The sequence below is a fragment of the Ochrobactrum sp. BTU2 genome (assembly GCF_024539785.1).
Lineage (GTDB): Bacteria > Pseudomonadota > Alphaproteobacteria > Rhizobiales > Rhizobiaceae > Brucella > Brucella anthropi.
This window is the reverse complement of sequence record NZ_JAHWRG010000001.1, coordinates 489,562-501,284: the sequence shown is the minus strand read 5'-3', so window position 1 is coordinate 501,284 and position 11,723 is coordinate 489,562. Positions and strand designations below refer to the sequence as shown.

Genomic DNA, 11,723 nt, shown 5'->3' with positions numbered 1-11,723 from the left:
TCCCGATAGATGACGCATCAGCAGATACTCTCCTTCGCAGTAATCATACTCATGATGGGAGCGTTTATCTGGGGCAAGTTCCGTTATGATGTGGTCGCACTTTGTGCACTTCTCCTGGCAATAGCAGTTGGGGTTGTACCCTTCGATCACGCATTTTCGGGTTTCAGCGACGACATCGTTATCATCGTTGGCAGTGCGTTGGTGGTCAGTGCGGGTGTCGCACGTTCCGGCCTTATGCAGGCGGCGGTGCAGCGTTTTCTGCCAGAAATGAACAGTGTGCGACTCCAACTTGCCGTGCTGGTGGCAGTCGTCACTGTTCTCTCAGCTTTTGTTAAAAACGTCGGCGCACTGGCAATCATGATACCGGTTGCTTTCCAATTCGCACGTCGTTCCAATGTTTCTCCATCGACCTTTCTCATGCCTATGGCCTTCGGCGCGTTGCTCGGTGGTTTGATGACCCAGGTGGGCACTTCACCCAACATCGTTGTTTCTCGCATTCGCGGCGAAATGGTTGGTGAGCCCTTCACAATGTTCGATTTTACGCCTGTCGGCGCTGTACTATCAGTCGTAGGACTCGTCTATCTGGTACTCTTCTACTGGCTCGTTCCCCAGCGCACTCGCGAAAACGTATCGCTGGATGAGGCAATCAAGATCAAGAATTATGCTTCCGAAGCGCGTATCACCAAGAACTCGACGATGACCGGCAAGCGCGTGACCGATCTCATCAAGGCAGCTGAAGGTGAAGCGATGGTGACTTCCATCATACGCAACGACCAACGATTGACGCCACTTCCAGATACGATCCTGAACGAAGGCGATGTTGTCCTTCTTGAAGGTGATCCAAAAGCACTCGATGCTGTCATAAGTGCCGGAAAGCTTACCCTGTCCGAGAACCGCAATCCGTCCGAGACAAGCGGTTCCACCGACATAGAGGTTGTGGAAGCTGTTATCGGCAAGAACTCGCGCCTAATCGGCCTAACTGCCCAGAGACTTGCCCTTTTTGCGCGATACGATCTGAACCTCCTGGCGGTCAGCCGGCCAGGCGAACGTATTACTGAGCGGCTCAGTGAGGTCATTCTCCGTTTCGGTGACGTGGTCGTACTGCAAGGCAGACAAGCAAATCTGTCCACCTTCCTGCCGGAGTTCGAATTGCTGCCGCTTGCCCGCCGCAAGCTTATGCTTGGCAGCGTTCGGCGCGGATTGATCCCGCTCGCCATTCTGATCGCTGCCATCGGGGCAACCGCGTTAAGCCTTGTACCAGTGGCGGTGGCGTTCTTTGCCGCCGCTGTCGCCATGCTGCTGTTCAAGGTGATACCTCTCAACGAGGTCTATGACGAAATCGACGGTCCAATTCTGGTGATGCTTGCGGCACTCATCCCGGTTTCGGATGCGCTGCGAACAACCGGCGGCACGGACCTCATCGCAGAAGGGCTCGCCACAATCGGCCATCAGTTACCGCCAGCAGGTGCGTTGGCGCTCATTCTTGTAGCTGCGATGATGGTGACACCATTTCTCAACAATGCTGCGACGGTGCTCGTCATGGCTCCCATCGCCACAAGTTTTGCTTCCGGACTTGGTTTCAAGCCGGAGGCCTTTTTGATGGCGGTTGCGATCGGCGCAGGGTGTGACTTCCTCACGCCAATCGGTCATCAATGCAATACGCTGGTCATGGGGCCAGGTGGTTATAAATTCAGCGATTATCCACGTCTGGGATTACCGCTATCAATCATTATAGCGATTGTAACAGTCCCAACACTGATGTTCTTCTGGCCCCTGAAATAGTCCTAGAACTGAACTGAGCGTATCCATTCGAGACTGTCGGAAACAATTTTTTCCACGGTCTCGGCGATATCTGCACGGAAGACCAGCGGTTCTCCAACAGGGCTTTCTAGTGTAGCGATCTGGCTTTCCAGCATCGTTACCGGCATAAAATGGCCTGTGCGATGCCCCATATGTTCGTGCAACACTTCAAAACTGCCATCCAGAAAGACAAACAGCACCGGTGTACCAGCAGCAGCGCGGAGACGATCACGATAGCTCTTCTTCAGTGCGGAACAGGAAACAACGATTCCGTCGGTCGAAGCAGCGAGACGTTCACCGATTTTGTCGAGCCAGGGCCAACGATCCTCATCCTGCAAGGGGATGCCCGCTGACATCTTATCGACATTGGACTTCGGATGAAGAGAGTCGCCCTCAAGAAACGGGAGCGCCAGTTCATCGGCAATCTTCTCGCCTACGGTTGATTTTCCGGAACCCGAAACACCCATAACGATAATACGCAGCATCAATTCCTCATACACTCGCGGTCATGCCGCCATCGACGTGCAAAACCTGCCCATTGACGAAAGAGGACGCATCGCTGCTCAGGAATACTGCAGCGCCGACCAACTCTTCCACGTCACCCCAACGGCCCGCCGGCGTCCTTTTCTCCAGCCATGCCGTAAATTCGGGGTTATCAACCAATGCCTGATTCAGCGGCGTCTTGAAATAGCCGGGAGCAATTGCATTGATCTGCAAGCCATGTCGGGCCCAATCGGTGGCCATGCCGCGCGTCAGGTTACGGATCGCTCCCTTTGTTGCCGTATAAGGTGCAATTGAAGGTCGTGCCAGTTCACTTTGAACCGAAGCAATGTTGATTATCTTGCCGTGTCCTCGTGGGATCATATGGCGCGCAGCTGCCTGCCCAGCATAAAATGCGCTGGAAATGTTGGTTTCCAGAAGCTGCTGCCACTTCTCGATCGGAAAATCTTCAAGCGGCGCGCGATATTGCATCCCGGCATTATTGACCAGAATATCGAGCGCACCGATTTCCTCTTCAATCGCATCAATAGCTGCACGAACTTCTTCAGCAACCGTCACATCAAAAACGGACGCAAAGACCGTATGGCCCTCGTTTTCCAGTAGCGTAACGGCCTTATCCACTTTGTTCTGATCACGGCCATTGATGATTACCGTTGCTCCATGTTCTGCAAGCCCACGAGCCAATGCAAAGCCGATGCCCTGGCTTGAGCCGGTAATCAGGGCTATGCGCCCTTCCAGACTGAATAGTTCGAAAGAAGGAGCCATCAGAAAGTTTCCAGTTTGAGACCGACGCGGCTTGCCGCCTGCACAATGTGTTGGCGCATCACTTCGCGCGCTCGCAACGGATCACGTGAGCGAATCGCATCCCTGATTGCGGTGTGTTCATTGATTGTAATCTCGACAATCTGCTCTAGTACCGCCCGCGCACGCGCCGCATTGATCGCCTGATTGATGCGTTCGGCAATAAAACCCAGAACCAGCGGAAAATATTCGTTATGTGTTGCGGAAGCGAGCGCACGGTGAAATGTCAGATCAGCGGCAATACCGGTATCCGTCCATTTTTTCGAACCGCTCATCTCTGCGAGCGCTTCATTCAGTTGCATCATATCATGTTCATCATGATGCACCGCAGCTAGCCCCGCCGCTTCTATCTCCAACGCCATTCGCAACTGGAACAGGCTGCGGAAACTGTCACGATTGGCAAGTGTTTCAGGTTCTATGCGGAGAGCATGTCGCCTGTCGGGTTCCGTTACAAACGCACCTACACCCTGTCGGGTTTCAACCAGGCCCTCGTTACGCAACTGGGCAATCGCTTCACGTACAACCGACCGGCTGACACCGAAGCTTTGTGCAAGATTATGTTCTGTCGGCAACTTTTGTCCCGGCAGAAGACTACCTTCACTGATCTGCCGCGTAATTTCCGAAGCAATACGCCCCGGAAGCTGCTCATTACGCCTGATTTCGCCAAACAAATTGATGAAGTCTCCCTGATTGCCCGTGCAAGTGGTGTGTCGTCAGCCTTTTGAAGAGTCAAGAGAAAGCTGGCAGCCCGGATTCATGATATTGTCCGGATCGATGACTTGCTTGATACCTTCAAGCAGTTTTCGTCGTGCAGGGTCAATGCACTTCTCGAAATCTTCCCTTTTGAGGCGACCAATGCCGTGCTCTGCACTGATGCTGCCTGCGTAACGATCCAGAACAGCATTGATCGTTTCCTTGGCAAGTTTGATCTTCTTGTCTTTCGCCGCAACATCGAGATTGCTTTCTGGAATGACATTGAGATGCACATTGCCGTCGCCGACATGCCCATAAGAAACGGCGAGACAATCTGGAAGGACCTTAGCCAGTTCCCTTTCTGCTTCTCCGACGAATGATGCCAGCTTTGAAAGAGGGACCGAGATATCGGTACGCAGGTGCTTGCCACGCAGCGCCTGTCCTTCGTTCATAGCTTCACGAAATGTCCAGAGATTTTGACCTTGCGCACGAGAGGACGCGATTGTCCCGTCAAGAACGAGGCCATCTTCCATCGCGCCCGCGAGAAACTGTTCCATCAAGGATAGTATGTCGACCAGGCCTGAACCCGAGACCTCCATCAAGACATAGGCCGGGTATTGTCCTAGTGGCATGGCAAGTTCTGGCATCGCCTCTAGCGCCAAGGTAAAAGCCACTGGCGGCATGAATTCAAAAGCGGACATCAAATCACAGCACTGCACACGCGCGCGCCGATAAAGGGCAATCGCGTCATCCAGCGAATTGAGCCCCAGCAGGGCAGTTTCCACCTTGTCCGGCAAGGGCATAAGTTTGATTGCCACACCGGTCACCACTCCCAAAATGCCTTCTGCCCCGATAAATAGCTGTTTCAGATCAATCCCACGATTGTCTTTCCTCAGCGTCGAAAGACCATTGAATATCGTACCGTCTGGCAGCACAACCTCCAGCCCCAGAACCAGCTCACGGGTCATGCCATAACGCAACACGTTGATGCCTCCGGCATTGGTGCTGACATTTCCCCCGATGCGACAGCTTCCCTGTGCACCAAGTGCTAATGGAAAAAACATCCCTTCGGCTGCCAGTTTGTCTTTCAGTTCGGAGAGAATGCAACCGGCATCCACAACCGCCGAAAAATCATCCGGATCAATCTTCCGAATGTGATTCATTCGCTCAAGACTTAGAATGACGAGATTGTCGCGCCCATCCGGCACGCCTCCCTGCACCAGACCGGTATTTCCGCCTTGCGGAATGATAGACAATCCCAGTGAGGCGCAGGCTTTAACCGCAGCAGAAACGTCCGCTGTCGAGCGTGGTCGGATCACAGCAACTGCCGTATTCTCCACATCTCCCGGCCAGTCGCGACAATAGCCAAGCATGTCGTTTTTCCCGGTCATAACCAGATCGTCGCCCAAAAGAGCAACGAGATCAGCCTGCTTGTTTCCAGTCATGTCCCCCGAACCGTACATGATATCCTCTTGGCTTTACCGATATGCAATGCGCTGTCGCGGATGTACGACAGTTTTTAAGATGCGGCAGGCTTTTCCGTTTCATTCCTGTGGCAAGACGGAGAAAACTGTTTTCAACGCCTACATATAAGGTTATCAGACAACCCTACAACACAAATCTGGTGGGAGACTGGAGAAGTGTCGTAATGGTAGCCGACGCCACGTTTTCGAGTAGGGTCGGCTGCGAGGCAAGGAGGAGCCTTCCAGATGCATATTGCAATCATCGGCGCTGCCGGCATGGTCGGGCGCAAACTAACGCAGCGCCTTTCAAACGACGGCCATCTCGGGGAAACTCCAGTTGAAAAACTGACACTTATCGATATCGTTGCAGCGGAACCTCCGAAAGGCTTTGCAGGATCGGTCGATACTCTGGCAGCAGATATATCTACCATGGAAACCGCTCTGAAGATCGTGTCAGGACGCCCTGACATCATCTTCCACCTCGCGGCAATCGTGTCCGGTGAAGCAGAACTGGATTTCGACAAGGGGTATCGAATCAATCTGGATGGCACCCGCCATCTGTTCGATGCGATCAGGCTTGCACACATTGCTGACGGCTATAAGCCTCGCGTGGTTTTCACATCGTCTATTGCCGTTTTTGGTGCTCCGCTCCCCTACCCGATCCCTGATGAATTTCACACGACCCCGTTGACGAGCTACGGCACGCAGAAGGCTATCAGTGAACTTCTGTTGTCAGACTACACCCGGCGCGGTTTCTTCGACGGCATCGGCATTCGCCTGCCAACTATCTGCATACGCCCCGGCAAACCGAACAAGGCTGCATCCGGCTTTTTCTCCAATATCCTGCGTGAGCCACTCTCCGGGCAAGAAGCAATCTTGCCTGTTCCTGAAGATGTCCGGCATTGGCATGCTTCGCCGCGCTCAGCCGTCGGCTTTCTAATCCATGGAGCCACCATCGATACGGAAGCAGTTGGAGCACGTCGCAATCTTTCCATGCCGGGTCTCAGTGCGACTGTAGGCGAGCAGATTGAAGCATTACGTCGCGTTGCGGGGGAAAAGGCGGTAGGTCTGATCCGCCACGAGCCAGATGAAATGATCATGCGTATGGTTGCAGGCTGGGCTCCCGGTTTTGAAGCAAAACGCGCCCAGGCTCTTGGCTTCACCGCAGAAACATCCTTTGATGAGATCATTCGCGTTCACATCGAAGATGAAATGGGAGGCCAACGTTGACACGCAAGATCGCTTTTCTTGGAACCGGCCTGATGGGCGCACCAATGGCCAGTCGGCTTCTGGATGCAGGCTTTGATGTAACCGTCTGGAACCGGAACAGCGCCAAGGCTGCCCCTCTTGCTGAAAAAGGTGCCAAACTTGCTCAGTCTGCCGCCGAGGCAGCAGAGACAGCGGATTTAGTCATCACGATGTTGACCGATGGCCCGGCAGTACGCGACGTCCTTTTCGATCAAGGAGCCGCAGCAGCCTTGAAAAAAGGCAGTGCAGTCATTGACATGAGTTCAATTTCACCAGACTTCGCACGCGAACATACCAAGCATCTAAAGGCAATTGACATCAATCACATCGATGCCCCGGTCTCCGGTGGCGTAGTGGGTGCCCAGGAAGGCACGCTTGCCATCATGGCCGGAGGAGATGAAGCGATCATCGCAGGCCTTGCCGATGTGTTCAAACCAATGGGACGCCTCACCCGCGTCGGCCCGTCAGGTGCCGGTCAGCTCGCAAAACTTGCCAATCAGCAGATTGTCGCCGTAACTATCGGAGCAATCGCTGAAGCAATGGTTCTGGTTGAAAAAGGCGGTGGGTCGCGGGCAGCATTCCGCGACGCCATCCGCGGTGGTTTCTGTGAAAGCCGCATTCTCGAACTGCACGGCAAACGGATGATTGACCGAAATTTTGAGCCGGGCGGCACATCGCGCATCCAGCTCAAAGATCTCAATTCGATCCTCAAGACTGCGGGCGACCTATCGTTGAGCTTGCCATTGACGGAGACCGTACGCGAAGCCTTTGCAGCTTTCGTGGACGAAGGCGGTGGTGAGAAAGATCACAGCGCCCTGCTCCTTCATCTTGAAAAGCTCAATGAAGGTCAGAAAAGCTAGTTTGCAGGCAATCGGGCTGCATTGGGAGGTGCAATGAAGATCACCGCAATCGAAACCATCCGTATCGCCGAACGGCCAAACCTGTTGTGGGTGGAAGTTCATACGGACGAAGGAATTACCGGACTCGGTGAGACCTTTTTCATGTCCGAGACCGTCGAGGCCTATCTCCACGAATATGTTGCGCCGCGCGTTGTCGGTCGCGATCCTTTGCAGATCGATCTGCTGGCATCTGACCTTGTGGGCTATCTCGGTTTCCGTTCAACCGGCGCGGAAGTGCGCGGCAACTCCGCTTTCGATATTGCCCTGTGGGATCTATACGGCAAAGCTACCAACCTCCCGATTGCTCAACTTCTCGGCGGCTTCAGCCGTCAGTCCATCCGAACCTATAATACCTGCGCCGGAACTGAATACATCAAGAAGGCTACCGGCCAGCAATCCGCCAATTATGGTCTGGCGGGTGCTGGCGCTAATTATGACGATCTTAATGGCTTCCTGCACCGCGCAGACGAGCTTGCGCTCTCGTTGCTGGACGAGGGCATAACGGCGATGAAAATCTGGCCATTCGACATGGCGGCAGAAAAGACACGCGGGCAGTATATCTCTCAGCCTGATCTAAAGGCGGCATTACAGCCTTTCGAGAAAATCCGTGCAGCCGTCGGTGACCGCATGGATATCATGGTTGAATTTCATTCAATGTGGCAGCTCTTACCCGCCATGCAGATCGCCCATGAACTCGCGCCTTTCAAGACCTTCTGGCACGAAGACCCGATCAAGATGGATAGTCTTGGCAGTCTCAAGCGCTATGCGGAAGCAAGCATAGCGCCGATCTGTGCCTCTGAAACACTGGGGAGTCGTTGGGCGTTCCGTGATCTTCTCGAAACGGGTGTAGCTGGCGTCGTCATGCTCGATTTGAGCTGGTGTGGTGGTCTCTCGGAAGCCCGCAAAATTGCCGCCATGGCGGAGGCCTGGCATCTGCCGGTCGCCCCTCATGATTGTACCGGACCAGTCGTCCTGTGTGCCTCAACGCACCTGTCACTGAATGCACCGAATGCCCTCATTCAGGAAAGCGTCCGCGCATTCTACAAGACCTGGTATCGCGATCTGGTCACGGCCCTGCCCGAAGTGAAGAACGGGATGATCACGGTTCCACCCGGCGCAGGACTTGGCATGGAACTTCATCCAGAAATGGACAAGGCCTATACCGTCAGCCGAAGAAAAACAGATCGATCTAATTTTTGATGTTAGCTCGGCCTAAAGTCTGGACACAGCCCCAGACTGCTAATAACAATAACGCTCTTGTTGTCAGACATCCTGACAACATATGACCTATGGGAAAGGTCATGAAATGGGAGGATATCTGTGCAAGACAAGCGTGAAGTGAAAGCAACGGCGATTTTGCCCGAGGACAGCCATTCTGCGATCTTGATCGGTCGCGTATGGTCGAAGGCCGAAAACGGCCCTTGTCCAGTACTGGTGAAAGACGGTCATGTGCACGATATATCCAGTTTGTCCGCTACAGTTTCGGGTCTTCTGGAGCACAGCTCACTGTTACGCGAGTTAGATGGCACAGAAAACTTCACCAATCTCGGCTCTCTGGACGATTTTCTTTCCGGTGATCGCGGAGAGCTGCTTGCTCCCATAGATCTGCAATCGATCAAAGCAGCCGGTGTCACCTTTGCTGACAGCATGCTTGAACGCGTGATTGAAGAACAGGCAAAAGGCGACCCCTCCCGCGCCCGTGAAATTCGCGAACGTCTGGCCCCTGTCATTGGCGACAATTTGAGAGGCGTCGCTGCTGGTTCCGAAAAGGCGGCGGAGGTTAAAGCGCTCCTTCAAGAAATGGGGCTCTGGTCACAATATCTGGAAGTGGGTATTGGCCCTGATGCAGAGATTTTCACCAAGTCCCAGCCGATGTCCGCCGTTGGATGCGGCGCAACTGTCGGTATTCTACCGATTTCACAATGGAACAATCCTGAACCGGAAGTGGTTCTGGTCGTCGCTTCTGATGGACGCATTGTTGGAGCAACTCTGGGCAACGACGTCAATCTCAGGGACGTCGAAGGGCGTTCGGCTCTTTTGCTCGGCAAAGCCAAGGATAACAATGCTTCCTGCGCTATCGGTCCCTTTATTCGCCTGTTCGATGGCGAATTCACTATGGATGTGTTGCGCAAGCTCAAGCTGTCGCTGACTGTTCACGGAGCTGACGGTTTCGAGATGACCGGCGAAAGCCCGATGGAAGCGATTAGTCGCGATCCTGAAAATCTTGCATCGCAGATGATGAACCGCAATCATCAATACCCAGACGGCGCCGTGTTGTTCCTCGGCACGATGTTCGCACCTGTCAAGGACCGTCGCGGTGCCGGACAAGGTTTCACACATGAAGTCGGCGACCGTGTGGAGATATCAACTCCCAAGCTCGGTTGCCTCGTCAATTGGGTCGACAGGACCGACAAATGTCCCGAATGGACATTCGGCATAAGGGCGCTGATCCGAAACCTGCAAGCGCGCAATCTGCTCGATAAAATTTGAGGACGGATATATGACGAAAGCCATAGATTTCTTCTACAAGATGCTTGGCGCAATTCTCGTCTTCCTCCTCGCCGGCATGGCCATTATGGTCTTTGTCAACGTGATTTTGCGCTACGCCGCAAATTCCGGACTGACCGTATCGGAAGAACTTGCGCGTTATTTCTTCGTCTGGGTATCGTTTCTCGGAGCCGTTCTTACTTTTCGCGAGAACAGCCATTTGGGCATCGAGACGCTCGTTGCCCGTTTCGGGCGGCAGGGTCGCATTACCTGCATGGCGATCAGCTATCTGATCGTCGCACTGTGTTCGGGAATTTTCTTCTGGGGCACATGGAAACAATTCGACATCAACGCCAGCATGGTTGCACCCGTCACCGGGCTCTCGATGATCTGGGTTTACGGCGTCGGACTATTCACCGGCGGCGCAATGTTCATCATCGCGGCCGAGCGTTTCCTGCGCGCTGTCACCGGTCGTCTGACCGATGAGGAAATTGCCACCTTTGCGGGCGAACATTCGCTCGATCATCTGATGGAGTAAACGACATGACGCTTGTAGTATTTGTCGGCTCACTCCTCAGCGCTATGGCCATTGGTGTTCCGATCGCCTTCTCGCTTATGTTCTGCGGTGTCATTCTCATGTTGTACATGGGGATGTTCAACACACAAATCATTGCACAGAATATGATTGCTGGTGTTGACTCCTTCACCCTTCTGGCAATCCCTTTTTTCATTCTGGCTGGGGAACTAATGAATTCAGGCGGCTTGTCCCGTCGCATCATTGATTTCGCCATAGCTTGCGTTGGCCATATTCGAGGTGGTCTCGGTGTCGTTGCCATTCTTGCGGCCATCATCATGGCCAGCGTATCGGGTTCAGCTGCTGCAGATACTGCAGCGCTTGCAACGATCCTCGTCCCCATGATGGCGAAAGCGGGTTATAATATCCCGCGCTCTGCCGGACTTATGGCTGCCGGTGGCATTATTGCACCTGTTATCCCGCCATCTATGGCTATGATCGTATTCGGCGTTGCCGCCAATGTATCCATAACGCAGCTTTTCATGGCTGGCATTGTGCCGGGTCTGATGATGGGTATCGCCCTGCTCTTCACGTGGCAGATCGTCGTCAGAAAAGACAATCTCAAAGTGCTTCCCAAGCAATCCGGCAAAGATCGGCTGCAAGCAACCGGACGCGCACTGTGGGCGCTGGGCATGCCAATCATCATCCTAGGTGGCATACGTATGGGCGTCATGACACCGACTGAAGCAGCCGTGGTAGCCGCAGCCTATGCCCTCTTTGTCGGTATGTTCGTCTACCGCGAGCTGAGATTTGTCGATCTTTACGGCGTCTTCCTGCGAGCAGCCAAGACAACATCCATCATCATGTTTCTCGTCGCTTCGGCGCTGGTTTCGTCATGGCTGATAACGGCCGCAAACATTCCGGCAGAAATCAGCGGTTATATTGCACCGTTAATCGACAGCCCAAAACTGTTGATGTTTGCGATCATGATCCTGGTGCTGATTGTTGGAACGGCATTGGATCTCACGCCGACAATTCTCATCCTGACACCCGTCCTGATGCCGATTGTCAAACAAGCAGGTATTGATCCGGCTTATTTCGGTGTCCTGTTCATCATGAACAATAGTATCGGACTTATCACGCCCCCAGTGGGCGTCGTGCTGAATGTCGTGAGCGGCGTCTCAAAGGTTCCGCTAGGAAAAGTGGTCGCAGGCGTAAATCCGTTCCTGATTTCGCAGGTGATCGTATTGTTGCTGCTGGTTCTGTTTCCAAGCCTCGTATTGGTACCCATGAACTGGCTTCATTAGGTTTAACATC

Annotated in this window: 11 protein-coding genes; 7 read left to right on the top strand and 4 right to left on the bottom strand. The window is 53.6% G+C overall.

Annotated elements, in window-relative coordinates; genetic code table 11:
- The first annotated feature begins 9 nt into the window (after window positions 1-9).
- The gene (locus KWJ32_RS02375; RefSeq protein ID WP_012093125.1) at window positions 10-1,782 is read left to right on the top strand and encodes an SLC13 family permease; all 1,773 of its coding nucleotides are present in this window, start codon (window positions 10-12) and stop codon (window positions 1,780-1,782) included.
- A 2-nt stretch (window positions 1,783-1,784) separates the two neighbouring features.
- Here KWJ32_RS02375 and KWJ32_RS02370 read toward each other — a convergent pair whose 3' ends face one another.
- Genes KWJ32_RS02370 through KWJ32_RS02355 form a run of 4 tightly spaced genes read right to left on the bottom strand, consistent with a single transcriptional unit; the run spans window position 1,785 to window position 5,258 of the window.
- Window positions 1,785-2,285, bottom strand: a complete 501-nt coding sequence (locus tag KWJ32_RS02370) for a gluconokinase (RefSeq protein ID WP_012093126.1) — start codon at window positions 2,283-2,285, stop codon at window positions 1,785-1,787.
- Between the two features lie 7 nt (window positions 2,286-2,292).
- Window positions 2,293-3,066, bottom strand: coding sequence for an SDR family oxidoreductase (locus KWJ32_RS02365; RefSeq protein ID WP_012093127.1), 774 nt, complete (start codon window positions 3,064-3,066; stop codon window positions 2,293-2,295).
- A complete protein-coding gene (locus KWJ32_RS02360) occupies window positions 3,066-3,773 on the bottom strand; it encodes a FadR/GntR family transcriptional regulator (RefSeq protein ID WP_012093128.1) in 708 nt (235 codons plus the stop codon). The genes KWJ32_RS02365 and KWJ32_RS02360 overlap by 1 nt, the downstream gene beginning before the upstream one ends.
- Window positions 3,774-3,815: 42 nt before the next feature.
- Window positions 3,816-5,258 carry an FAD-binding oxidoreductase gene (locus KWJ32_RS02355; protein ID WP_012093129.1) on the bottom strand — a complete coding sequence of 481 codons (1,443 nt, stop codon included), beginning with the start codon at window positions 5,256-5,258 and terminating at the stop codon, window positions 3,816-3,818.
- Window positions 5,259-5,504: 246 nt separating this feature from the next.
- Here KWJ32_RS02355 and denD point away from each other — a divergent pair, with 246 nt between their 5' ends.
- The 6 genes from denD to KWJ32_RS02325 all read left to right on the top strand — a co-directional run bounded on the left by denD (window position 5,505) and on the right by KWJ32_RS02325 (window position 11,713).
- Window positions 5,505-6,488, top strand: a complete 984-nt coding sequence (denD, locus tag KWJ32_RS02350) for a D-erythronate dehydrogenase (protein WP_012093130.1) — start codon at window positions 5,505-5,507, stop codon at window positions 6,486-6,488.
- A complete protein-coding gene (locus tag KWJ32_RS02345) occupies window positions 6,485-7,366 on the top strand; it encodes an NAD(P)-dependent oxidoreductase (RefSeq protein WP_012093131.1) in 882 nt (293 codons plus the stop codon). Before denD ends, KWJ32_RS02345 begins: the two co-directional genes overlap by 4 nt.
- Window positions 7,367-7,399: 33 nt before the next feature.
- Complete coding sequence (locus KWJ32_RS02340) at window positions 7,400-8,605, top strand: mandelate racemase/muconate lactonizing enzyme family protein (protein WP_012093132.1); 1,206 nt, start codon at window positions 7,400-7,402, stop codon at window positions 8,603-8,605.
- A gap of 120 nt (window positions 8,606-8,725) precedes the next feature.
- Entirely contained in the window at window positions 8,726-9,895 is a 1,170-nt protein-coding gene (locus tag KWJ32_RS02335; protein ID WP_012093133.1) for a fumarylacetoacetate hydrolase family protein, read from the top strand.
- Window positions 9,896-9,905: 10 nt separating this feature from the next.
- A complete protein-coding gene (locus KWJ32_RS02330; RefSeq protein WP_010658950.1) occupies window positions 9,906-10,430 on the top strand; it encodes a TRAP transporter small permease in 525 nt (174 codons plus the stop codon).
- Window positions 10,431-10,435: 5 nt separating this feature from the next.
- Entirely contained in the window at window positions 10,436-11,713 is a 1,278-nt protein-coding gene (locus tag KWJ32_RS02325; protein WP_012093134.1) for a TRAP transporter large permease subunit, read from the top strand.
- Window positions 11,714-11,723: the final 10 nt, after the last annotated feature.

Coding starts and splice junctions, on each gene's coding strand:
- KWJ32_RS02375 (WP_012093125.1), top strand. CDS start 10: ATGACGCATCAGCAGATACTCTCCTTCGCAGTAATCATACTCATGATG.
- KWJ32_RS02370 (WP_012093126.1), bottom strand. CDS start 2,285: ATGCTGCGTATTATCGTTATGGGTGTTTCGGGTTCCGGAAAATCAACC.
- KWJ32_RS02365 (WP_012093127.1), bottom strand. CDS start 3,066: ATGGCTCCTTCTTTCGAACTATTCAGTCTGGAAGGGCGCATAGCCCTG.
- KWJ32_RS02355 (WP_012093129.1), bottom strand. CDS start 5,258: ATGTACGGTTCGGGGGACATGACTGGAAACAAGCAGGCTGATCTCGTT.
- denD (WP_012093130.1), top strand. CDS start 5,505: ATGCATATTGCAATCATCGGCGCTGCCGGCATGGTCGGGCGCAAACTA.
- KWJ32_RS02340 (WP_012093132.1), top strand. CDS start 7,400: ATGAAGATCACCGCAATCGAAACCATCCGTATCGCCGAACGGCCAAAC.
- KWJ32_RS02330 (WP_010658950.1), top strand. CDS start 9,906: ATGACGAAAGCCATAGATTTCTTCTACAAGATGCTTGGCGCAATTCTC.
- KWJ32_RS02325 (WP_012093134.1), top strand. CDS start 10,436: ATGACGCTTGTAGTATTTGTCGGCTCACTCCTCAGCGCTATGGCCATT.